Origin of the sequence: Marinobacterium aestuariivivens (assembly GCF_042661465.1) — a bacterium.
GTDB lineage: Bacteria > Pseudomonadota > Gammaproteobacteria > Pseudomonadales > Balneatricaceae > Marinobacterium_A > Marinobacterium_A aestuariivivens.
On the sequence record NZ_JBHSWE010000001.1, the window covers coordinates 3,738,036 to 3,759,597 of the forward strand.

General features: G+C 64.1%; 17 protein-coding genes and 3 pseudogenes. 11 read left to right on the forward strand and 9 right to left on the reverse strand.

The features are described from left to right. The first annotated feature begins 1 nt into the window (after nucleotide 1). From ACFQDL_RS19550 to ACFQDL_RS19560, 3 genes are all read left to right on the forward strand, one after another. Complete coding sequence (locus ACFQDL_RS19550; protein ID WP_379910479.1) at nucleotides 2–184, forward strand: hypothetical protein; 183 nt, start codon at nucleotides 2–4, stop codon at nucleotides 182–184. A 94-nt stretch (nucleotides 185–278) separates the two neighbouring features. Then, nucleotides 279–1,328 carry an alkene reductase gene (locus tag ACFQDL_RS19555; RefSeq protein ID WP_379910480.1) on the forward strand — a complete coding sequence of 350 codons (1,050 nt, stop codon included), beginning with the start codon at nucleotides 279–281 and terminating at the stop codon, nucleotides 1,326–1,328. A 91-nt stretch (nucleotides 1,329–1,419) separates the two neighbouring features. Beyond that, complete coding sequence (locus ACFQDL_RS19560; protein ID WP_379910481.1) at nucleotides 1,420–1,977, forward strand: NnrU family protein; 558 nt, start codon at nucleotides 1,420–1,422, stop codon at nucleotides 1,975–1,977. 80 nt (nucleotides 1,978–2,057) lie between these two features. Here the strand turns inward: ACFQDL_RS19560 and ACFQDL_RS19565 are convergent. The 3 genes and pseudogenes from ACFQDL_RS19565 to ACFQDL_RS19575 all read right to left on the reverse strand — a co-directional run bounded on the left by ACFQDL_RS19565 (nucleotide 2,058) and on the right by ACFQDL_RS19575 (nucleotide 5,459). Beyond that, nucleotides 2,058–2,836: pseudogene (locus ACFQDL_RS19565) on the reverse strand (SDR family oxidoreductase). Between the two features lie 88 nt (nucleotides 2,837–2,924). Beyond that, entirely contained in the window at nucleotides 2,925–4,139 is a 1,215-nt protein-coding gene (locus tag ACFQDL_RS19570) for a CaiB/BaiF CoA transferase family protein (RefSeq protein ID WP_379910482.1), read from the reverse strand. A gap of 134 nt (nucleotides 4,140–4,273) precedes the next feature. Beyond that, nucleotides 4,274–5,459 (reverse strand): annotated as a pseudogene (locus ACFQDL_RS19575) (acyl-CoA dehydrogenase). Between the two features lie 138 nt (nucleotides 5,460–5,597). On the opposite strand from ACFQDL_RS19575, the gene ACFQDL_RS19580 reads away from it, so the two are divergent. From ACFQDL_RS19580 to ACFQDL_RS19590, 3 genes and pseudogenes are all read left to right on the forward strand, one after another. Then, nucleotides 5,598–6,365, forward strand: a complete 768-nt coding sequence (locus ACFQDL_RS19580; RefSeq protein WP_379910483.1) for a FadR/GntR family transcriptional regulator — start codon at nucleotides 5,598–5,600, stop codon at nucleotides 6,363–6,365. Between the two features lie 93 nt (nucleotides 6,366–6,458). Continuing rightward, a pseudogene (ubiU, locus tag ACFQDL_RS19585) lies at nucleotides 6,459–7,438 on the forward strand (ubiquinone anaerobic biosynthesis protein UbiU). Between the two features lie 48 nt (nucleotides 7,439–7,486). After that, nucleotides 7,487–8,350: a U32 family peptidase gene (locus ACFQDL_RS19590; RefSeq protein ID WP_379913197.1), complete on the forward strand. Its 864-nt coding sequence runs from the start codon at nucleotides 7,487–7,489 to the stop codon at nucleotides 8,348–8,350. A gap of 69 nt (nucleotides 8,351–8,419) precedes the next feature. Here the strand turns inward: ACFQDL_RS19590 and ubiT are convergent, their stop codons facing one another. Together ubiT and ACFQDL_RS19600 are read right to left on the reverse strand one after the other, a co-directional pair. Beyond that, nucleotides 8,420–8,749: a ubiquinone anaerobic biosynthesis accessory factor UbiT gene (gene ubiT, locus ACFQDL_RS19595; protein ID WP_379910484.1), complete on the reverse strand. Its 330-nt coding sequence runs from the start codon at nucleotides 8,747–8,749 to the stop codon at nucleotides 8,420–8,422. Next, the gene (locus ACFQDL_RS19600) at nucleotides 8,719–8,901 is read right to left on the reverse strand and encodes a hypothetical protein (RefSeq protein ID WP_379910485.1); all 183 of its coding nucleotides are present in this window, start codon (nucleotides 8,899–8,901) and stop codon (nucleotides 8,719–8,721) included. The genes ubiT and ACFQDL_RS19600 overlap by 31 nt, the downstream gene beginning before the upstream one ends. Nucleotides 8,902–9,067: 166 nt before the next feature. Here ACFQDL_RS19600 and ACFQDL_RS19605 point away from each other — a divergent pair, with 166 nt between their 5' ends. The 3 genes from ACFQDL_RS19605 to ACFQDL_RS19615 all read left to right on the forward strand — a co-directional run bounded on the left by ACFQDL_RS19605 (nucleotide 9,068) and on the right by ACFQDL_RS19615 (nucleotide 12,141). After that, nucleotides 9,068–10,810, forward strand: a complete 1,743-nt coding sequence (locus ACFQDL_RS19605; RefSeq protein WP_379910486.1) for a ribonucleoside triphosphate reductase — start codon at nucleotides 9,068–9,070, stop codon at nucleotides 10,808–10,810. A gap of 336 nt (nucleotides 10,811–11,146) precedes the next feature. Beyond that, nucleotides 11,147–11,296 carry an anaerobic ribonucleoside-triphosphate reductase gene (gene nrdD / locus ACFQDL_RS19610; protein ID WP_379910487.1) on the forward strand — a complete coding sequence of 50 codons (150 nt, stop codon included), beginning with the start codon at nucleotides 11,147–11,149 and terminating at the stop codon, nucleotides 11,294–11,296. Nucleotides 11,297–11,418: 122 nt separating this feature from the next. Continuing rightward, complete coding sequence (locus ACFQDL_RS19615) at nucleotides 11,419–12,141, forward strand: anaerobic ribonucleoside-triphosphate reductase activating protein (RefSeq protein ID WP_379910488.1); 723 nt, start codon at nucleotides 11,419–11,421, stop codon at nucleotides 12,139–12,141. 38 nt (nucleotides 12,142–12,179) lie between these two features. On the opposite strand, the gene ACFQDL_RS19620 is transcribed toward ACFQDL_RS19615, so the two are convergent. The 4 genes from ACFQDL_RS19620 to ACFQDL_RS19635 all read right to left on the reverse strand — a co-directional run bounded on the left by ACFQDL_RS19620 (nucleotide 12,180) and on the right by ACFQDL_RS19635 (nucleotide 18,456). Then, nucleotides 12,180–13,904 carry a protein kinase domain-containing protein gene (locus ACFQDL_RS19620; protein ID WP_379910489.1) on the reverse strand — a complete coding sequence of 575 codons (1,725 nt, stop codon included), beginning with the start codon at nucleotides 13,902–13,904 and terminating at the stop codon, nucleotides 12,180–12,182. A 124-nt stretch (nucleotides 13,905–14,028) separates the two neighbouring features. Next, complete coding sequence (locus tag ACFQDL_RS19625) at nucleotides 14,029–15,501, reverse strand: NarK family nitrate/nitrite MFS transporter (RefSeq protein WP_379910490.1); 1,473 nt, start codon at nucleotides 15,499–15,501, stop codon at nucleotides 14,029–14,031. A 448-nt stretch (nucleotides 15,502–15,949) separates the two neighbouring features. Further along, on the reverse strand, nucleotides 15,950–16,600 hold the full coding sequence (gene narL, locus ACFQDL_RS19630) for a two-component system response regulator NarL (protein ID WP_379910491.1): 651 nt from the start codon (nucleotides 16,598–16,600) through the stop codon (nucleotides 15,950–15,952). Continuing rightward, nucleotides 16,597–18,456, reverse strand: a complete 1,860-nt coding sequence (locus tag ACFQDL_RS19635; RefSeq protein WP_379910492.1) for a type IV pili methyl-accepting chemotaxis transducer N-terminal domain-containing protein — start codon at nucleotides 18,454–18,456, stop codon at nucleotides 16,597–16,599. Before ACFQDL_RS19635 ends, narL begins: the two co-directional genes overlap by 4 nt. Before the next feature lie 236 nt (nucleotides 18,457–18,692). Between ACFQDL_RS19635 and ACFQDL_RS19640 the strand changes: the two genes are divergently transcribed. Together ACFQDL_RS19640 and ACFQDL_RS19645 are read left to right on the forward strand one after the other, a co-directional pair. Beyond that, nucleotides 18,693–20,042, forward strand: coding sequence for a nitrate/nitrite transporter (locus tag ACFQDL_RS19640; protein ID WP_379910493.1), 1,350 nt, complete (start codon nucleotides 18,693–18,695; stop codon nucleotides 20,040–20,042). A 98-nt stretch (nucleotides 20,043–20,140) separates the two neighbouring features. Next, on the forward strand, nucleotides 20,141–21,544 hold the full coding sequence (locus tag ACFQDL_RS19645) for a NarK family nitrate/nitrite MFS transporter (RefSeq protein WP_379910494.1): 1,404 nt from the start codon (nucleotides 20,141–20,143) through the stop codon (nucleotides 21,542–21,544). The last annotated feature ends 18 nt before the right edge of the window (nucleotides 21,545–21,562 follow it).

The window sequence follows — 21,562 nt, forward strand, 5'->3', positions numbered from 1 at the left end:
GATGAAACTGATCCAGAATTTTCGACGTTATATTGGACGACTCCAGGCATCCCGCGCTGAGCGGCTCGATCGTCGCACGCTGCGCGATATCGGGCTGGACCCGATGCGGCTGAGTTACCGTACCGCCAAGGCCGCACAATCCGGGCAGTGCCACTGCAGGGACCCCTGGTGTCTGGCCAGCTGAGCCTGTTGTTGTTCGGTGCCAGGCCGTCGATCGTGACGACTTTAGAAAGAAGCGGAACGCCGACAGGGCGTTACCCGAAAGGAGATAGAAGATCATGGCGACACTTTTCGAGCCGGTACGGATCGGCGATATCGAGTTGAGCAACCGCATCGTGATGGCGCCTCTGACCCGCTGTCGTGCCGATGAAGGGCGGGTGCCGAGCGAGCTGATGCGCGAATATTACCGTCAGCGCGCTTCTGCCGGACTGATCATCACCGAGGCGACTTCGGTTTCACCAATGGGCGTCGGCTATCCGAACACCCCGGGCATCTGGAACCAGGCCCAGGTATCGGGCTGGCGCCGCATCACCGACGAGGTGCATGCCGCCGGTGGCAGGATCGTGTTGCAGCTCTGGCATGTCGGTCGCATCTCGGATCCGGTCTACCTCGACGGCGAACTGCCGGTGGCGCCGAGCGCCATCGCGCCGGCCGGCCATGTCAGTCTGGTCCGGCCCGAAAAGCCCTATGCGCGGCCCCGGGCGCTGGAAACCGCCGAGATTCCGGAGATCGTCGAGGCCTACCGGCTCGGTGCCGAAAATGCCCGGGCCGCCGGTTTCGACGGAGTCGAGATTCACGCCGCCAACGGCTACCTGATCGACCAGTTCCTGCAGGACAGCACCAACCGGCGCAGCGACGCCTATGGCGGTTCGATCGAGAACCGGGCCCGTCTGTTGCTGGAGATCACCGATGCGGTGCTGAGCGTCTGGGGTGCGGGGCGTGTCGGTGTTCACCTGTCGCCGCGCTGCGATGCCCACGATGTCGGCGACTCGGATCCGGCGGCGCTGTTCGGCCATGTCGCCCGCGAGCTGGGCCGGCGTCATATCGCCTTTATCTGCGCGCGCGAGGCCGAAGCTGACGACAGCCTGGTGCCACAGCTGCGCCAGCAGTTCGGCGGTGCCTTCATCGCCAATGAGCGTTTTACCGGCGAAACCGCCAATGCCTGGATCGAAGACGGCCGGGTCGATGCGGTGGCCTTCGGCGTGCCCTTTATCGCCAATCCGGACCTGCCTGAACGCCTGCGTCTGCGGGCGCCGCTCAACGCGCCGGACAGCAGTACCTTCTATGCCTCGGGCGCGCAGGGCTATACCACCTATCCGACGCTTTGAGCCGGACAGGCCGGCGGCTGCCACCGCCGGTCTGACGTCGTCCGGCTGATCTATACTCACGGGCAAACGTTCAGGGTTGTCCGGAGGGCCCATGGCTCAGATGCTGATAGGGATAGTGTTGTTTTTCGCGGTTCACCTGCTGCCGCTGTTCACATCGCTGCGACAGCGGCTGATCGACCGCTGGGGGCGCTGGCCCTACCTCGGGGTCTATTCGCTGATTTCGCTGGCGGGGCTGGTGCTGATGGTCCGGGGCTACCGGGCGATCGAGCCCGACATTCTCTGGGGGCCGTTCGGCTTTGGCCGCCTGCTGGCCCATGGGGTGATGCCGCTGGCGCTGGTGCTGGTGGTCGCGGCCTACCTGCCGACATTCACGAAGCACAAGCTGCGTCACCCGATGCTGATCGGCGTGGCGCTCTGGTCCGGCGGTCACCTGCTGGCCAATGGCGATCTGGCCTCGACCTGGCTGTTCGCGCCCTTCCTGGTCTACGCGCTGCTCGATATCGCCTTCAGCCGTCCGCGCAGGACGTTGATTCCGGTGATGCAGCCGAAAGTACTGTTCGACGTGCTGGCCGTGATCGTCGGGCTGCTGCTGTACAGCGTGCTGATCGTCAGTCACGGCCAGCTGTTCGGGGTGGCGTTGCTGGCGTAGGAGCCTCGCCCCGAGGCGAACCAATTCGGCACGACGGTCGTTCGCACCGGGGCGGCGCTCCTACGGATACAGCGCGGCTTTTACAGCGTTCCCGGAAACGCACCGCCGTCGATCAGAATGTTCTGGCCGACGATGTAGCCGGACTGGGCGCCACACAGGTAGGCACAGGCGGCGCCGAATTCGGCGGGTTGGCCGAAGCGCCGGCTCGGATTGGTTTGCATCCGCGCCTGGCGCAGCTCCTCGATGCTCTTGCCGCTGGCCCTGGCGGCACCGGCGAAGGTGGCGTTGAGGCGGTCGGTCTCGAACGGGCCCGGCAGCAGGTTGTTTATCGTGACATTGTGCTCGGCGACCTGGCGCGCGAGGCCGGCGACGAAGCCGGTGAGCCCGGTGCGGGCACCGTTGGAGAGCCCCAGTTCGGCGATCGGGGCCTTGACGGCGCCGGAGGTGATGTTGACGATGCGTCCGAAACCCCGTTCGATCATGCCGTCGATCACCGCGCGGATCAGCTGGATCGGGGCCACCATGTTGTTCTGCAGCGCCTGGTGCCAGTCACCTTCGCCCCAGTTGCGGAAGTCCCCGGGGGAGGGCCGCCGGCGTTGTTGACCAGAATATCCACCGCCGGACAGGCGGCCAGCACGGCCTCACGGCCTTCCAGAGTGGTGATGTCGCCGGCGACGGCGGTGACGGTCACGCCGTAGCGCTGGCTGATCTCGGCGGCGGTCTGTTCCAGTACCTCCCGGGTGCGGGCATTGATCACCAGATGCACGCCTTCGGCGGCGAGCGCCTCGGCGCAGGCGCGCCCCAGCCCCTTCGAGGCGGCACAGACGATGGCGTGGCGGCCCGCGATATGCAGATCCATAGGATTCTCCTGTCGTCGCGCGGCCCGGCGGGCCGCTCATAAGTGCCATCATGATAGGCCCGGCGACAACCGAAGGCGAGTCCCTGCGTCAGGCGATCACGCCCTGCTTGCGAAGCCGGCGTCGTTCGTCGTCGGACAGACCGAGCAGGCGTTTGAGCACCGGGTCGGTCTGCTCGCCGAGGGTCGGTGGCGCGGTCGGCGCATTCAGGGCCTCGCCATCGAAGCGGATCGGGTTGCCGACCAGCGAAACGGACCCCGCTTCGCGGTGGGGGCGGGTCAGCTTCATGCCGCGGTGTTTGATCTGGGGGTTCTCGAAAACCTGGTCGAGGCTGTTGATCGGCCCGCAGGGGACGCCGACCGCTTCCAGGGCCGCCAGCCAGTCCTCGGTATCGCGCCGCAGAAATATTTCCCTGAGCAGCATGACCAGCGCATCGCGGTTGGTGACCCGGGCCTGGTTGGTGACGAAACGCTCGTCGCGGGCCAGCTCGACGCAGTCCGCCACTTCGCAGAAACGCTGAAACTGACCGTCGTTGCCGACCGCCAGGATCAGGTGGCCGTCATGGGTGGCGAAGGCCTGGTAGGGCACGATATTGGGGTGGGCATTGCCGAGGCGCTGCGGCACCTTGCCGGAGCAGAGGTAGTTGAGTGCCTGGTTGGCCAGCACCGCGACCTGGACATCGAGCAGCGCCAGGTCGATATGGGTGCCCTGACCGGTGCGATCACGCTGCAGCAGTGCCGCCAGCACCGCATTGGCGGCATACATGCCGGTGAAAATGTCGGCGAAGGCGACGCCGACCTTGACCGGCCCGCCGCCGGGCTCGGAGTCCGGCTGTCCGGTCAGGCTCATCAGCCCGCCCATGCCCTGGATCATGAAATCGTAGCCGGCACGGTGGGCATAGGGGCCGTCCTGACCGAAGCCGGTGATCGAGCAGTAGATCAGGTCGGGCTTCCCGGCCTTGAGGCTTTCGTAGTCGAGACCATAGCGCTTGAGGCCGCCGACCTTGAAGTTCTCCAGCACCACGTCGCAGTTGCGCGCCAGCTCCCGAACGAGGCGCTGGCCCTCCGGCTGGGCGATATCGATGGCCACCGAGGCCTTGCCGCGATTGGCGCTGAGGTAATAGGCCGCCTCCTGGCTGCCCTCGAGCCAGGGCGGGCCCCAGGCGCGGGTATCGTCGCCCCGTCCGGGACGTTCGACCTTGATCACCTCGGCGCCGAGATCGGCCAGCTGCTGGCCGCACCAGGGGCCGGCCAGCACGCGGGACAGGTCCAGGACCCGGATTCCCTTGAGCGGTTGGGCACTCATTTCGCTACTCCTAAATTTGGCACGTTTCGCTGCTCTCCCCTGAAAACCGCTCCTGCGTTTTCAGGATTTCCACCATCCGTGGCGGTCAAGGTGCCCTACGCGAAGCGAAGCGCACCGCGTAAAACCGGAACGGTTTAACAGAATGCCTGGATGCCGGTCTGGGCGCGGCCCAGGATCAGTGCATGGATATCGTGGGTCCCCTCGTAGGTGTTGACCGACTCGAGGTTGACCATGTGCCGGATCACGCCGAACTCGTCGGAGACGCCGTTGCCGCCGTGCATGTCACGCGCCATGCGGGCGATGTCCAGCGCCTTGCCGCAGTTATTGCGCTTGATCAGCGACACCATCTCCGGTGCCCAGTTGTCGGCGTCCATCAGGCGGCCGACCTGCAGCGCGGCCTGCAGCCCCAGCGCGATCTCGGTCTGCATGTTGGCCAGTTTCAGCTGGATCAGCTGGTTGGCGGCCAGCGGGCGGCCGAACTGCTTGCGGTCCAGGCAGTACTGACGGGCGGCATGCCAGCAAAACTCGGCCGCGCCCATGGCGCCCAGGCGATGCCGTAGCGGGCCTTGTTGAGGCAACCGAAGGGGCCGGCCAGGCCGGACGCGCCGGGCAGCAGGTTCTCCTCCGGTACGAAGGCCTCGTCGAGCACGATCTCGCCGGTGATGGAGGCGCGCAGGCTGACCTTGCCCTCGATCTTCGGGGTGCTGAAGCCTTCGGTGCCGCGCTCGACGATAAAGCCCTGATCTTGCCGTCGTGGGCGTCGGACTTGGCCCAGACCACGGCGAGGTCGGCGATCGGACTGTTGGTGATCCACATCTTCTGGCCGCTGAGGCTGTAGCCGCCATCGACCTTTTTCGCCCGGGTCAGCATCGAGCCCGGGTCCGAACCGTGGTTAGGCTCGGTCAGGCCGAAGCAGCCGACCCATTCACCGGTGGCCAGACGCGGCAGGAATTTCTGTTTCTGCTCCTCGGAACCATAGGCCTCGATCGGGTGCATCACCAGCGAAGACTGTACGCTCATCGCCGAGCGGTAACCCGAGTCGACCCGCTCGACCTCGCGGGCGATCAGGCCGTAGCCGACCTGGCTGATGCCGCTGCCGCCGTATTCCGGATCGACGGTGGCGCCGAGCAGGCCCAGCTCGCCCATCTCCTGCATGATATCGCGATCGAAATGTTCGTTGCGGAAGGCCTCCAGTACCCGGGGCTGCAGGCGCTCCTGGCAATAGGCGTGGGCCATGTCGCGGATCTGACGTTCCTCGTCGCTCAGTTGCTGTTCGAGCAGAAAGGGATCGTCCCAGTTGAAAGCGCCTGTCTTGGCCATCGGTTTCATCTCCTGTGTCGGTGGGCGAGTGTCTTGGTCGCGTATTGGTATATTTATTATAATAAATAGGCTAAATCAACCCTGTACCAAAAATATCCCGACATGGCAGAATAGGTTGCCCCCAACCAAGAAGCCCCTATGAACATCGAAAACGCAGGATTCAGGCCCACCCGGCGCATCAAGCGGGCCGATCAGATCGTCGACTCGATCAAGCGCTGGGTCGTGGTCAACGGCCGCCAGCCCGGCGACCGACTGCCCAACGAACGCGAGCTGATGGAACAGTTCGACTGTGCCAAGGGTACGGTGCGCGAAGCGCTGAAGTCGCTGGAGGTGCAGGGCCTGGTCAGCATCCGAACCGGCCCCAACGGCGGCGCCGTGCTCGAGCGTGTACCCTACGAGCGCGCCAGCCAGCTGCTGCGCAACTTCCTGCATTTCGAACAGCCCGGCGGGCCCGATATCTATGCGCTCCGGACCCTGGTGGAGCCGGAAATCGCGGCCCAGGTCACACCCTTGTTGAGCGAGGCGGATCTCGAGCGGCTCGAGGCGCTGGTGCAGCGCTGCGATCATCCGGCCCGTGATTTCGACGAGCGTATCGCCCAGCGCATCGCCGAGCTCGAGTTTCATGTCGTGCTGGCCGAGCGTTGCACCAATCCGCTGCTGGCCTTTATCGGCCGTTTCCTCAACGACCTGATTCGTGATCTGGTGATTTTCAAGAAGGCGAAGCTGCCGGAGCAGCGCGAGTTCTCCTGCGCCAACCTGGAGTATCACCAGCAGTTGCTGGGGGCGTTCCGCGAGCGCGACGCCGAACGGGCGCGGGCGCTGATGCTCGAACACATGCGTTCGGCCCAGGCGTTCAATATCGAGCTGCAGGGACAGCTCGAACAGCGGATGCTGATGTCGGAGTAATCCGCAAAGGAGGCGCCTTGAGGATTGTCAAGGTCGCCACCGGTCCCGGCTTGCTACCTTGCGCTCCTTTATCAAGCGACAGGAGGAGCCGGTATGGAGCTGGTCTGTCCGGCCGGAAGTTTTCCCGCCCTGAAAGCCGCCGTCGACAACGGCGCCGATACCGTCTATTTCGGTTTCAGGGATGCCACCAACGCCCGCCACTTCGCCGGGCTGAATTTCGATCGCCGCAAGGCCGAGAAGGGCATCGACTATGCCCGCAGCCGTGGCGTGCGCGTGCTCTGCGCCATCAATACCTATCCGCAGCCGACCGGCTGGCAGCAGTGGCGCCAGGCCATCGACATGGCGGCCGGTCTGCAGGTCGATGCACTGATCGCCGCCGACATGGGCGTGCTCGGCTATGCCGCCGATGCTCATCCGCAGATGAACCGGCACCTGTCGGTGCAGGGCTCGGCGACCAACTACCAGGCGCTGAGTTTCTATCAGCAGCAGTTCGGTATCCGCCGCGCGGTGCTGCCGCGGGTGCTGTCGCTGTCCCGGTGCGCCAGCTGGCGGCGAAAAGCCCGGTGGAGCTGGAAGTCTTCGCCTTCGGCAGCCTCTGCATCATGGTCGAGGGGCGCTGCTATCTGTCGTCCTACCTCACCGACGAGTCGCCCAATACCTGCGGTGCCTGTTCGCCGGCCAAGGCGGTGCAGTGGCAGGAAACCTCGCGCGGGTTGGAGTCCCGTCTCAACGGCGTGCTGATCGACCGTTACGGGCCCGCCGAGAAGGCCGGCTACCCGACGTTGTGCAAGGGGCGCTTCGAGGTCGAGGGGCAGGTCTACAACGCCATGGAGGAGCCGACCAGTCTCAATACCCTGGACCTGATTCCGCAGCTGCGCGAAATCGGCATCACCGCGGTCAAGATCGAGGGACGCCAGCGCAGTCCGGCCTATGTCGGCCAGGTGACCCGGGTCTGGCGCGAGGCGCTGGATGCCGCCCCCGGCGCAGCCAGGCCGCAGTGGCAGAAGACCCTGACCGACCTGTCCGAGGGCTCCACCACCACCCTCGGCGCCTATCACCGGGCCTGGCAGTAATGCCGCAATCAGCCAAGGAGCAGCCAATGCGACTTTCCTGGACCCCTGCTGTATTTCTGGCCCCGCCGGCAGGTATTCGAATTCTACGAAGCGATGAGTGATGCGCCGGTCGATATCGTCTATCTCGGCGAAACGGTCTGCGCCAAGCGCCGCGAACTGCGGCTCAAGGACTGGCTCGAGCTGGCCGAACGGCTTGCGAATGCCGGCAAGGAAGTGGTGCTGTCGACGCAGGCCTTGCTCGAGGCCGAGTCCGAGCTGCTGGCGCTGGAGCGGATCTGCGGGCAGGGCCGCTTTCGCGTCGAGGCCAACGACATGGCCGCGGTGCAGCTGCTGAGCGGCCGCGGGGTCGACTTCGTGACCGGCCCCTCGATCAACATCTACAACCTGGCGACGCTGGAACGGCTTCACCGCGCCGGTATGCGCCGCTGGGTGATGCCGGTGGAACTCGGTGCCCGGACACTGGAACAGCTGCTGCAGCAGGCCCGCGATGCCGGCCTGGACGAAGGTCTCGAAACCGAGGTGTTCGGTTACGGCCGCCTGCCGCTGGCCTATGCCGCGCGCTGCTTCACCGCCCGTTATCGCAACCTGCCCAAGGACAACTGCGGTTTCTGCTGCATCGACTATCCCGACGGCCTGACGATGCGCTCCCAGGAGGAGGGGCTGTTCACCATCAACGGCATCCAGACCCTGTCCCATGCCCACTACAACCTCGAGCACCAGCTTGGCGCCATGGACCGTATCGGTGTCGATATTCTGCGCCTGAGTCCGCAACAACAGGGACTCGAGACGGTGATCCGGCGCTTTCGCCAGCGCCTCGACGGCGGGGAGCCCGCCGGCATCGCCCTGGTCGATGCCGACAGCTGCAACGGCTACTGGTACGGCGAGCCGGGGATGAAGCTTGTGAGTGTGTAGGAGCGGCGCCCCGCTGCGAAAGGTTTGGCAGGGTGCCGGTTTTGTTCGCCGCGGGGCGCGGATCCCTATCTAACCCGCCGTGGCCGGGCTGATTCGGTCGGCGAGTTTCAAGCCCCACCTGAAACCCTGCGGCAGCTCGTTCCAGTCGATGCTGTCGAGCAGATTCTTGATGCCGAGCCCGAGCTCGGTATTGCCCTCGATCAGCAGCCTGCGCTGGAAGAACAGCGTGTCCGGATCCTCGCGCCGCTGCGCCAGGCAGAGGAATTCCGCGCTGTCGCCGCGGATCCAGGTATCCACGGGCGCCTTGCCGTCATGCAGCACCAGACGCCGACCCTCGCAGCCCAGGCGCAGTTGCAGTTGCAGGTCCCTTATATCCAGTCCGATGCGGTGCTCTTCCAACAGCTCGAAGGCATCTTCCGCCAGGGGCCGGCGAAGGCGCGATTGAGCAGCGGTTCGACCAGGCGACGCTGGACGAAGAAGGGCAGCGGACGGTGCGCCAGGCGCAGCAGCGGGCGGGGATCGGGAAGTCTCGGTTTCGGTAGCCTGATCATCCTGTGGCCTCGTTACGGATGCGAAGAGGCGCCATGGTAGCCCGATCTTTTTTGGCCCCCTTGACAATGATCAAGGGGTAAAACCGGGTCGATGTCGATAATGAACAACATATGGTGTTTATGAAGAACAGGCAGCACAACATATAGTGCATAGGATGGCAGACAGATGACCCGTACAGCACAGGCCTCGCCGAGCCCGGAACAGCTTCGCAACCTGCACGCCAGCGTTGAGGTGCGCAGCGCCGTCGATGAATACCTCGAGCGCAGCGACTGGCGCGTTCAGGCCAACGCCAACCAGGGCTATTCCCTCGGCGGCCTGATCCTCAATATCTCCGGCAAGCTGATCGCCAACTACTGGCTCAACGAGGTCTACAGTCCCGAAATCGGCCACGCCCACCGCGAGGGCGACATCCATATCCACGACCTGGACATGCTGTCCGGCTACTGCGCTGGCTGGTCGCTGCGCACCCTGCTGTTCGAGGGGCTGAACGGGGTGCCGGGACGGGCCGAGAGCGGGCCGCCGAAGCACCTGTCGAGTGCCGTCGGCCAGATCGTCAATTTCCTCGGCACCCTGCAGAACGAGTGGGCCGGCGCCCAGGCGTTCAGCTCCTTCGATACCTACCTGGCGCCCTTCGTGCGCAAGGACCGGATGGACTACGACAGCGTCTACCAGTGCATGCAGGAGCTGATCTACAACCTCAACGTGCCGTCGCGCTGGGGCACCCAGACGCCGTTCACCAACCTGACCTTCGACTGGCGCTGTCCGGCGGACCTGGCCGAACAGGTGCCGGTGATCGGCGGCGAGGAGATGCCGTTCTGTTACGGCGACCTGCAGGACGAGATGGACCTGATCAACCGGGCCTATCTCGAGGTGATGATGGCAGGGGACGCCCGCGGCCGGGTCTTCACCTTCCCGATCCCGACCTACAACATCACAACGGATTTCGACTGGGACAGCCCCAATGCCGACCGGCTGTTCGAACTGACCGCCCGGTACGGCCTGCCGTACTTCCAGAACTTCCTCAATTCGGACCTCGAACCGAACATGGTGCGCTCGATGTGCTGCCGGCTGCAGCTCGACCTGCGCCAGCTGCTGATGCGCGGCAACGGCCTCTTCGGCTCGGCCGAGCAGACCGGCTCCGTCGGCGTGGTGACGATCAACTGCGCCCGCCTCGGCTACCTCTTTGCCGGCGACTGGCCGGGCCTCTACCGCCGCGTCGATGCTCTGCTGGAGCTGGCCCGCGACAGCCTCGAGCTCAAGCGCCGCGTCATCGCCGACCTGATGGACGCAGGGCTCTTTCCCTACAGCAAGCGCTACCTCGGCACGCTGCGCAACCACTTCTCGACCGTCGGCGTCAACGGCATCAACGAGATGCTGCGCAACTTCAGCGGCGACCGCCTCGATATCGCCGGCGAAGAGGGGCAGCGGGAGGCGCTGCGGCTGCTCGATCATATCAACGACCGGCTGCGCCAGTTCCAGCAGGAGACCGGCAACCTCTACAACCTCGAGGCCACGCCGGCGGAGGGCACCACCTACCGTTTCGCCCGCGAGGACCGCAAGCGCCTGCCCGGCATCCTGCAGGCCGGCAGCGCCGAACATCCCTATTACACCAATTCCAGCCAGCTGCCGGTGAGCCATACCGAGGATCCCTTCACCGCCCTGGAACTGCAGGACGAGCTGCAGTGCCGCTATACCGGGGGCACCGTGCTGCATCTGTACATGCGCGAGCGGATCTCCAGCATTCGCGCCTGCAAGATGCTGGTCAAGAGGGCGCTCGGCCGCTTCCGGCTGCCATACCTGACGGTGACCCCAACCTTCTCGATCTGCCCGCGCCACGGTTACCTGAGCGGCGAACACGAGTTCTGTCCGCGCTGCGACGAGGAGATTCTGATGAGAAAGCAGTCGTAGGAGCCTCGTACCCAAAGGGCACTTCCCCGAGGCGAATAACCACCGTGCCAGACCGATTCGCAGCGGGGCGCCGCTCCTACGGGGCATCGTGGTAAGTCGTAGGGTGCTGCTGAGTCGTAGGGTGGGTTAGCCGCCCTGGCACGGCCTGTCCGCACTACAGAAACATTGTGGCGGCGTAACCGCCATGGATGGCGGGAACCCTGAAAACGCAGGAGCGGTTTTCAGGGAACCCACCATAGGCGCCGGAGGCGCCTTGCCTTCGGTTGGCACTGTGGCTGGTACGCCGTAGATAGAGACAACAGCAAAACCAAGCACAACCAAGCCAAGGAGCGACCAATGAAAAACGAAACCCTGCTCAAGCCTGAAGAACGTCAGCGCTGCGAGGTCTGGACCCGGGTCATGGGCTATCACCGGCCGGTGGCCCAGTTCAATGCCGGCAAGCAGTCGGAGCATCGCGAACGAACGCATTTTGTCGAGAAAAGGTGACGGGTGACCGGTGACGAGTGACGCGTCACCGGTAACCCGTAACCATTCATTTCCCTGGCCCCCGGTACGGCTCTCGCCGGGCGGTGCCGGGGATTTATCGATGGCGCCATGGGAGGTTTTCGATGAAAGCGGCGACCGAACTTCAGCTTCCGGTCGGCGGTATCACGCCACTGACCACGATCGACTTTCCCGACCATCTGGCCTGCGTGCTCTATACCCAGGGCTGTCCGTTGCGCTGCGGTTATTGCCAGAATCCGCACCTGATCCCGTACCAGGGTGAAGTCGCGGCGATGACCTGGCCGACGGTCGAGGCCTGGATCGACAAACGCCGGGACTTCGTCGAGGCGGTGGTGTTCAGCGGCGGCGAGCCGACGGTTCACGCCGATCTGCGCGACGCCATGCTGCGGGTCTCGGCACTGGGGCTGAAGGTCGGTCTGCACAGCGCCGGCGTCAATTCAGGCCGGCTGGCGGAGCTGCTCGGCCTGCTCGACTGGGTCGGCCTCGACGTCAAGGCTGGCCCCGACCAGTACCGGCTGATCACCGGTCGTCCCCACCTCGAAACCCAGAATGCCCGCTGCGTCGACCTGCTGCTGGAGTCCAGCACCCCCTTCGAGTGCCGTACCACCGTCAACTGGCATCTGTTCGCGCCCGAACAGGTGCTGCGCCTGGGCGAAGACCTGGCCGGCCGCGGCGTACGGCACTATGCGATCCAGCTGAGCCATGGCCACGACTGCCTGAACCCCGAACTCGCGGCGCCCCGCCGTCCTGCTGCCAGCGTACTGGCGCAGCTGCGGGCGGGTCTCGAACGCCTGTTTCCCCGCTTCGAGTGGCGCGAGGCGGTGTGAAAAGAAGGTGACGGGTTACGAGTTACGCGTCACGCGCCTCAGCCGAGCCAGAACAGCGCCACCAGCAGCAGCGCCGAGACGAACCAGATCAGCGACATCAGTTGCCAGAACACCAGCATGCCGCGGTGTTCCGGCGGTGTGTCCCGCGGAGTCAGCAGCTCCGGGTTGGGGTGGGTCAGGTCCTGCAGGAAGGCGTCCAGACTGTCGTAGCGCTCGTCGAGGTCGGTCGACAGCGCTTTTTCCAGCGTGCGGTCGAACCAGACCGGCAGGATGGGGTTGTAGCGGCTCGACGGTATATAGGTCAGGCGCCGCAGGTCCCGGGGGCGCTGGCAGCGTTCGAGCGCATCGCCGTAGGGCAGGTGCTGGGTGAAGATCTCGTAGCAGATCGACGCCAGCGAATAGATGTCGCCCTTGATGCCGGTGCAGTGGCCGAGGCGGAGCAGCGGGTCGGAGTAGTGCACCGTACCGAGTATGCGGTCGCGCTCGAGCGGCACGAAGATCTCGTCGATGCCGGCGACATGGACCGAGCCGAAATCGACGATCTTCACCCGGCCTTCGGGGGTCATCAGGATATTGCCGGGCTTGAGGTCCTGGTGCAGGGTTTCACGGCTATGGAAGGCCTTCAGGCCGGCGGCGATCTGGCGCACGATATCGATGGCGTCGGACGGCCTCGGGTCGGGATGTTCGGCGATCCACTGCTCGAGGGTCACCCCTTCGATCTTTTCCATCAGGTAGTAGAGAAAGGTCTTGGGCCGGTTCGGTGTCACGACCCTGACGACCTGGGGGCTGTCGATGCGGCTGCCGACCCACTCCTCCATGACGAAGCGCTCGATATAGGCCGGATCGTCGCAATAATTGACCGAGGGCGTCTTCATCACGTAGAGGCGGCCGTTCTGCAGGTCCCGGACCTCGTACAGCTGGCTGCGGCTGCTGGCATAGAGTTCGGCGGTGATTTCGTAGCCGTCGAGTTTCAGGCCCGGCGAGAGGTCCGGCGGAAAGGGCAGGGCGGTCAGCTTGTCCGTCAGGTCGTCGAGGGATTCATCGCTCAGGTGTTCGACCCGCACCAACTGGCAGCTGAGGTTGTCGCCGCTGCCGCCATCGAGCGCCGCCGCCACCAGTTCATGACAGGCCTGGTCCAGGTCCTGCCGGTCGATCAGCCGTTGCAACGCATCGGTGCTGATGAAGTCGTGGATGCCATCGGTACTGAGCAGGAACAGATCCCCGGGTTCGAGCGTCACGGTGCGGTAGTCGATCTCCAGGTGGGTATCCATTCCCAGGGCCCGGGACAGGCAGCTGTTGCTCTCACTCAGACGGGTGAGGTGGTCCTCGGTCAGGCATTCCAGTTCGCCGGCGCGCAGGCGATAGATGCGGCTGTCGCCGATATGGAAAAGGTGGGCGGTACGGGATTTCAGGATCAGCACCGAGAGGGTGCAGACATGGCCGCGGCTGGTCGAGAGGTACTCGTGACTGCGGGCATAGAGGCGGCGGTTGATCGCCGTCAGCACCTTCTGGCCGGATTTCTTCACCGTCCAGATATCGGGGGTATCGAAGTAGTCGCTGAGGAACTCGCGCACCGAGTACTCGGCCGCTTCGGCACCGGCCTCGGCGGTGCTGACGCCGTCGGCGATCAGGGCGCAGGCGCCCTTGGTGGTCAGCAGGTTGCCCACCGGCATGAAGAAGCCCAGGCAGTCCTCGTTGCGGGCCTTGAGACCCGTTTCGCTGACCTGGGCGCTGGTGATGCTGATTTCGCCGTCGAGATGCATGGTTTCAGATTACTCGTTCCCTGAAAAATGCTCCTGCATTTTCAGGATTTCCGCCATCCATGGCGGTCACGGTGACGCGTGACAAGTGACGCGTCACGCCTAACCCGTCACACATCACTGGACTTTACTCGACATCGATCAGCTGCACGGTGCCGTCCGGCAGCACTTCGGCCATCTGACCGCTCGGTTCGTCCATGAACTGCACGCTGAGGAAGGCCACGGCGGCGGATGCGGCGATCAGCATGAAGAAGGTGGAGTAGTCGACGAAGGACAGGATGGTCAGGTAGCAGACCCCGCCGACGTTGCCGTAGGCACCCGCCATGCCGGCGATCTGGCCGGTCATGCGGCGCTGGATCAGCGGCACCACGGCGAACACCGCGCCTTCCCCGGCCTGAACGAAGAAGGAACACATCATGGTGGCCGCCACGGCGAGGGGGATCCACCAGCCGCCGTCGATCTGGCTCAGCACGAAGTAGCCGACGGCCAGGCCCGCGATCAGGATCGACAGGGCGTTACGACGGCCATACCTGTCGCTGAAGTGCCCGCCGGTGGGGCGCGCCACCAGGTTCATGAAGGCGAAGCCCGAGGCCAGCAGACCGGCGGTGACCGGGGACAGCCCCTCGAAGGTGTCGAGGAAGAACAGCGGCAGCATCGAGACCACGGCCAGTTCCGAGCCGAAGGTGACGAAGTAGGCGACATCCAGCACCGCGACCTGCTTGAACTTGTAGCGCTGGATCGCCGGTACGCCGTGCTTGAGGTTCTCTTCATTGACGTGATAGATGGTGCGCAGCTGGATCAGGAACAGCAGCACCAGCACCAGGTAGATGGCGTTGTTGCTGAAGTCGTCGAGCAGGCCGAGGTTGGCCGGGCCCAGTTTCCAGTTCAGTACCGCGAGCGCCGCGTACATCGGCAGGTTCATCAGGATGTAGAAGACGAAATCGCCCTTGCTGGTCACTTCCAGACCGCCATGTTTCTTGGGCTTGAAGTAGGTCGAGCCTTTCGGGGTGTTGTGGGCGATCTTGCGGTAGACCAGGCCGTACAGGATGGCCATTACGCCGGTCATCCCGAGGGCATAGCGCCAGCCGTCCTCGCCGCCGAACATCACCGCCAGGGTCGGCAGGGTCATGGCCGCCGCGGCGGAACCGAAGTTGCCCCAGCCGCCGTAGATGCCTTCGGCGATGCCGACCTGCCTGGCCGGGAACCATTCGCCGACCATGCGGATGCCGATCACGAAGCCGGCGCCGATAAAGCCGCTGAGAAAGCGCAGCGCCGCCAGCTGCTCATAAGTCTGGGCCGCCGCGAACGCCAGGCAGACCAGGCCGCCGAGTACCAGCAGCAGGCTGTAGACGGCGCGCGGGCCGTACTTGTCGACCAGGGTGCCGATGACGATACGCGACGGAATCGTCAGTGCCACGTTGAGGATCAGCAGTGCCTTGACCTCGGCCGTGGTCAGGTCGAAGGACTCCTTGATGAAGGCCATCAGCGGGGCATAGCTGAACCAGACCATGAAGGTGAGAAAAAAGGCGAACCAGGTGATATGGAGCGTCTTGATCTTGGGGTCGCCGAAGTTTAGCAACCGAAGTTTGTCGGTGGACATGAGCGTTCTCCCTGAGAAACGACCTTAAACTGGCGTCAAAGGTACTCAGTGGCGGCGCCCGCGCCTTTGATGCAAATCAACATAAACCGGAGGGACTTTGCTCGGTGGCCCTGTTTGTACCACCAAAGTGGTATAACGGGTTTTAATTATTAACAGACTGAAAATTAAAGGATTTTCTTCCCCGTCTGCATGGCGGGAGAGGGTGTAATCAGGTAAGCGGGGGCAATGGGGGTAGGATGGGTGGAGCCGCCATCATGGTGCGCTTTCCGGTTGGCACTGACGCGGACGGCGGCGCAACCCATCATATCGATCGCCGTACAGATCGATTGGCCGCGGTAAGCACGGAAAATGGTGTTGGGTTGCGCGGCTGAAAACCCGCGCGGAGGGCTGATGCTGCGTCATTTCACGCCGCTACACCCAACCTACAGTCGCTGTATCGCCTGCGCCGTTAAAGCTTCTGCTGCGTGACCCAGACCGCGACTTCGACGCGCGAGCGCAGGTTGAGCTTTTTCAGCAGGTGCTTGATATGCACCTTGACGGTACCTTCGGCGATATTGAGCTTGCGCGCGATCAGCTTGTTGGACAGCCCGCCGGCAATCAGCTTGATGATCTGCCGTTCGCGGGCCGTCAGGCTGGCCAGGTCCGCGGCGGCGCTGTTGCGGCCCGATTGCAACGCCTGGGCCAGAATGGCGGTGAGCCGTTCGCTGATCACCATCTTGCCGGCGGCCGCCTGGTTCAGCTTCTGCAGCAGCTCTTCCGGCTCGATATCCTTGATCAGGTAGCCGTCCGCGCCCTTCTTCAGTGCCGTGACCACATCCTCCTCGTAGTCCGAGACGGTGAACATCAGGATGCGTGAGGTGACGCCGGCATCGCGCAGCATCTCCAGGGTATCGAGCCCGCTGATCTCGGGCATGTTGAGATCCAGCAGGATCAGATCCGGGTCGAGCTCCGTCGCAAGCATCACGCCGTCGTGGCCGTTGCTGGCCTCGCCGACGACTTTGAGCCCCTCGTCCAGTTCGATCAGCTGCTTGACGCCGGTACGCAGCAGCGGATGGTCGTCGATCAGCAGGATGGAGGTGGTATCGGACGGCTCGGTCATTGGGTGTTCACCTGGATGCGGTTGTTACGGGACTTGATCTGGTTCGGCACGAAGCTCATCTGCACGCGCACGCCGCCCTCGGGCCTGTTGGCGATCTGCAGTTCGCCGTCGAGAATCCGGGTACGGTCCTGCATGATGATCAGGCCGTGATGGACACTGGTATCGTAGCTGCTGGCGAGCCCGACGCCGTTGTCCTCGACCGAGACCTCGATGCGGTTCTGCCGGCCGCTGACGCCGACGCGTACCTCGGTGGCCTGGGCGTGCTTGACGACATTGGCCAGGGCTTCACGCACCAGCTGCAACAGGTGGATCTCCTCGTTCGGCGTCAGCAGCAGGTGGCCGGTGTCGTAATTCAGTTCGACCGGATTCTGCAGCCGCTGCGAGAACTCCTCGACCGTGCTCAGCAGCGCCGCCTCGAGACTCGGCTGGTCGAGCTTGAGACGGAAGGTCGTCAGCAGTTCACGCAGCTGGCGGTAGGCGTTGTTGAGGCCGTTGCGCAGCTCCTCCACAACCTCGTCGATCGTTCCGGCGTCGGCACCCTTGCGTTGCAGCATCTGCAGCCGCCCGACCTGCATCTTCAGGTAGGACAGCGACTGGGCCAGGGAGTCGTGCAGCTCGCGGGCAATGACGGTGCGTTCTTCCACCAGCGACAGCTTCTGTTCCTGCTCCGCCTTGAGTTCCAGCGACAGCGCCGTCGCCAGGTTTTCGACAATGGTTTCGAGCAGCGAGATCGAGGAGTCGTCCGGGGCCTGGTCCGGCAGGTACTCGGCGCAGAGGTCGCCGAAATACTGTCCCTGCTTGCGGATCGGTATCGTCAGTGCCTGGTGTGGCCGGGCGTCGGATTCGGGCACGATGCAACTGTTGCAGCTGTCGTCCTGGCAGTCGGTCGGGCGGTGCGGCGAGCGTGTCGTGAGATGGCGGTAGCGGCGCAGGCTCTGGGGTTCGAGCAGGGTCACCGAAATGGGGCTGAACGGACCGATGGCCTCGAACTGCTTCAATACCGGCATCATGCTGTGGCAGATATCGTCGCCGTGGTTGAAGCGGCGGGTGGTCTCGTACAGCAGTTGCAGTTGCTGGTTGGTTTTCTGCAGCTGGGCGGTTTTCTTCTCGACCCGCTTTTCGAGGTCGGCATAGATGCGCGAGAGTTCATCGGCCATCTGGTTCAGGGTGCTGCCGAGCACGCCGAGTTCGTCCTGGCTCTGGTGATCGGTGCGGGCGCTGAAGTCGCCGCGACTGGCCCGGCGCGCCATCTGCACCAACTGGTGCAGCGGATTGACCAGGCTGAACTTGATATCGAAGATCGCGATACCAATCACCACCAGGGTGAAGAACAGGCTGATCGCCTGCACCAGGCTCAGCAGCCGGATGCGCGACTCGGTACTGCGCTCGAGCAGCTGCACCAGGTCGTCGATCTGCGAGACGAACAGGGCGGTGCGGTCGCTGTAGCTGGCCTGATGGAAGGGGCCGGTACCGGACAGCGCGCGCTGCACCTCCGGCAGCAGCTGCTCTTGCCAGGTCTGCTGGATCTGGAGGAACTGCTGACGGCGCTCGTTGAGCGGGTCCTCGGTCAGCACCCGGCCCAGGATCGGACTGCGCAGCCGCTCCTCGAACAGGGCCACGGACTGCTCGACATCGCGCCGGGTGGCGGGCGACGGCGCGATAAGAAACTGCTGGGTGTCGGCGAGCAGGCGGTACGACAGCATGCGCAGGGAACCGGCGACATTGATGCCGGCGGCATTGCCCTGGGTCGATTCCGCGACCAGCACCGAGCCGATCATGCTGACCAGGGCCATCAGGCTGATCGCGAACATCGCCGCGCCGAAGCGGGCAATAATGGAGTTCTTAAGAATTCTCACGCCGTCGGAATACTCACAAAGAGACAGGGGGCATTGCCGCCCCGGGCCGGGTTTGTCCGTAGCAGTGAAATTATCCGCAAAAACATCGGTTTACAAGGTTTACTGGGGTTACCACTAAAGTGGTATTGGCGGATTTTTTCATATTTTTCAGAGGGTTAGCTTTTGATTTCGATCAACAAAAGCTTGGCGGAGATTGCCTAGTCTGGCGCTGAACCCTCCAGTCAGCCAGACATGCCATGTTCGCCAACGACCAACAGCAACAGACCGCCGCCATCCTGATGGCGACGCTCGCCTTCGCGGCCTGCTTTGCCGCCTGGACGCTGATCTCGGTGATCGGGCTGCAGGTCAAGGAGGAGCTGGCGCTGAGCGAAACCCAGTTCGGCATCCTGGTGGCGACGCCCATTCTGACCGGGGCCCTGATACGGTTGCCGCTGGGACTGCTGGTGGAACGGTTTGGCGGTCGCAGTCTGTTGCTCACCCTGATGCTGGCGATCAGCCTGCCGCTGTACGGCTTGTCCCGGGCCGACAGTTTCGGCGAGTACCTGCTGCTCGGACTCGGCATCGGCCTCGCGGGCGGCGCTTTCACCCTCGGCATCCACTTCGCGTCGGCCTGGAGCGACCCCGTCCATCAGGGACTGGCGATGGGCACCATCGGCGCCGGCAATCTCGGTGCCGCCCTGACCAACCTGATGGTCCCGATCATTGTCATGGCCTATGGCTGGCGCACCGTACCGGTGGTCTATGCCGTGGTGCTGGCGCTGCTGGCGCTGCTTTTCTGGTCCCTGACCCGCGACGATCCGGGTCAGATCCGGCGTCGCCGCGAAAGCCGGGCGCTGAGCCTGACAACCCAGCTGGCACCGTTGCGCGATGCCCGGGTCTGGCGCTTCGGCCTCTACTACTTCTTCGTGTTCGGCGGTTTCGTGGCGCTGACGCTCTGGCTGCCGGACTACTATCACAGCCACTACGGCCTGGACTTCAGCAGCGCCTCCTTTCTGACGCTGATGTTCACCGTGCCCGGCGCTCTGACCCGCATCGTCGGGGGCTGGTGCGCCGATCATGTCGGTGCCCGCCAGGTGAACTGGACGGTGTTCTGGGTCTGCCTGGTGTGCCTGTTTTTCCTCTCCTATCCGCCGACCACCATGACCATACACGGCATCGACCGGGACGTGACCCTGAGCCTCGAGATGCCGCTGCCGGTCTTCACCGCACTGGTCACGGTGGTCGCTGTTGCGATGGGGTTCGGCAAGGCCAGCGTCTTTCGCATCATCTACGACTACTACCCGGAACGCATCGGGGTAGTCGGTGGCATGGTCGGGGCGATCGGGGCGGTCGGGGGCTTTGTGCTGCCGGTGATGTTCGGTGTCGCCGCCGATGTGCTGGGTGTGCGCAGCTCCTGCTTCATGCTGCTCTACGGCCTGCTGGCGCTGTGCATGATCGCAATGTACTACGGCATTGCCCACGACAGCCGGCAGCGTCGGCTGCAGGAGGCGATCGCCAACAATTTTCTCAGGGAGTCCGCCATGCCAGACGCTGAGCCACAGCGCCGGGATGCGGGGGCTTTCGAACCTGAACCCCGCCGCGGATGACGGGATTCAGGTCAGCAACTTCGGATGGGCCGGCAGCCGCCGGTGATCCCAAGTCAATGTCCAGTGACGGGATGACTGCCATCCCAAAGGAGTCGAAGATGACGACAACCACCCTGCAGCCCGCTCAGGTCGGGCATGTATTACACGACTGGCGTCCGGAGGACGAGGCCTTCTGGCGCGAACGCGGTGCCCGCATCGCCAATCGCAACCTCTGGATCTCGATTCCCTGTCTGCTGCTGGCCTTCTCGGTCTGGATGGTCTGGAGTACGGTGGTCGTCAAGATGGAGGCGATCGGCTTCAACTTCAGCGTCCAGGAGCGCTTCTGGCTGGTGGCGCTGCCGGGGCTGTCCGGTGCGACCCTGCGTATCTTCTATTCCTTCCTGGTGCCGATCTTCGGCGGCCGGCTCTGGACGGCGCTCAGTACCGGCTCGCTGCTGATTCCGGCGCTCTGGATCGGCTTCGCGGTGCAGGATCCGGAAACGCCCTATCTGTCCTTCGTGCTGATCGCGCTGCTGTGCGGTTTCGGCGGCGGCAACTTCGCCTCCAGCATGGCCAACATCTCCTTCTTCTTCCCGAAGGCCAAGCAGGGTCTGGCACTGGGCCTGAACGCCGGCCTCGGCAACCTGGGTGTGTCGGTGATGCAGTTCACGGTGCCGCTGGTGATCACCGGTGCGGTGTTCGGCGCCCTGGGCGGCGACGGTCAGACCCTCAGTGACGGTACCCGCATCTGGCTGCAGAACGCCGGTCTTATCTGGGCGCCGTTCATCCTGATCTTCACCGTGGCGGCCTGGTTCGGCATGAACGATATCGCCAGCGCCAACGCTTCGTTCAAGGAGCAGGCGGTGATCTTCAAGCGCAAGCACAACTGGCTGATGACCTGGCTCTATATCGCCACCTTCGGCTCCTTCATCGGCTACGCCGCCGGCTTCCCGATGCTGATGAAAACCCAGTTTCCGGACGTCGACGTGCTGAAATACGCTTGGCTCGGCCCCTTCGTCGGCGCCATCGCCCGTCCGCTGGGCGGCTGGGTCGCCGACAAGCTTGGCGGCGCCCGCGTGACCCTGTGGAACTTCGTCATCATGATCGGCGCGGTGTTCGGTGTGCTGGCCTTCCTGCCGTCGAACGGAGAGGGTGGCAACTTCGCCGGCTTCTTCGCCATGTTCATGCTGCTGTTCATCACCACCGGTGTCGGCAACGGCTCGACCTTCCGCATGATTCCGGTGATCTTCCGTACCGAGCGCGAGCGTGCCGCCAAAGGCAAGGGCAAGGAGGCGATGGCCCAGGCGCTCAAGGATGCCGGCAAGGAATCCGCCGCGGTGCTGGGCTTCAGCTCGGCCATTGCCGCCTACGGCGCCTTCTTCATCCCGAAATCCTACGGTACCTCGATCTCCCTGACCGGCGGTCCGGAAGCCGCGCTCTACACCTTCATCGGCTACTATGTCACCTGCATCCTGGTGACCTGGTTCTGGTACTCCCGCAAGGGCGCAGAAGTCCCCTGCTGATTGCCTGACAGGAGATCC

Excerpts from the sequence above, each read along its gene's own strand:
- ACFQDL_RS19645 (WP_379910494.1), top strand. The coding sequence starts at position 20,141 with ATGACGACAACCACCCTGCAGCCCGCTCAGGTCGGGCATGTATTACAC.
- ACFQDL_RS19640 (WP_379910493.1), top strand. The coding sequence starts at position 18,693 with ATGTTCGCCAACGACCAACAGCAACAGACCGCCGCCATCCTGATGGCG.
- ACFQDL_RS19570 (WP_379910482.1), bottom strand. The coding sequence starts at position 4,139 with ATGAGTGCCCAACCGCTCAAGGGAATCCGGGTCCTGGACCTGTCCCGC.
- ACFQDL_RS19620 (WP_379910489.1), bottom strand. The coding sequence starts at position 13,904 with ATGCATCTCGACGGCGAAATCAGCATCACCAGCGCCCAGGTCAGCGAA.
- nrdD (WP_379910487.1), top strand. The coding sequence starts at position 11,147 with ATGAAAAACGAAACCCTGCTCAAGCCTGAAGAACGTCAGCGCTGCGAG.
- ACFQDL_RS19555 (WP_379910480.1), top strand. The coding sequence starts at position 279 with ATGGCGACACTTTTCGAGCCGGTACGGATCGGCGATATCGAGTTGAGC.
- narL (WP_379910491.1), bottom strand. The coding sequence starts at position 16,600 with ATGACCGAGCCGTCCGATACCACCTCCATCCTGCTGATCGACGACCAT.
- ACFQDL_RS19615 (WP_379910488.1), top strand. The coding sequence starts at position 11,419 with ATGAAAGCGGCGACCGAACTTCAGCTTCCGGTCGGCGGTATCACGCCA.
- ACFQDL_RS19560 (WP_379910481.1), top strand. The coding sequence starts at position 1,420 with ATGGCTCAGATGCTGATAGGGATAGTGTTGTTTTTCGCGGTTCACCTG.
- ACFQDL_RS19600 (WP_379910485.1), bottom strand. The coding sequence starts at position 8,901 with ATGATCAGGCTACCGAAACCGAGACTTCCCGATCCCCGCCCGCTGCTG.
- ACFQDL_RS19625 (WP_379910490.1), bottom strand. The coding sequence starts at position 15,501 with ATGTCCACCGACAAACTTCGGTTGCTAAACTTCGGCGACCCCAAGATC.
- ACFQDL_RS19550 (WP_379910479.1), top strand. The coding sequence starts at position 2 with ATGAAACTGATCCAGAATTTTCGACGTTATATTGGACGACTCCAGGCA.
- ACFQDL_RS19580 (WP_379910483.1), top strand. The coding sequence starts at position 5,598 with ATGAACATCGAAAACGCAGGATTCAGGCCCACCCGGCGCATCAAGCGG.
- ACFQDL_RS19605 (WP_379910486.1), top strand. The coding sequence starts at position 9,068 with ATGACCCGTACAGCACAGGCCTCGCCGAGCCCGGAACAGCTTCGCAAC.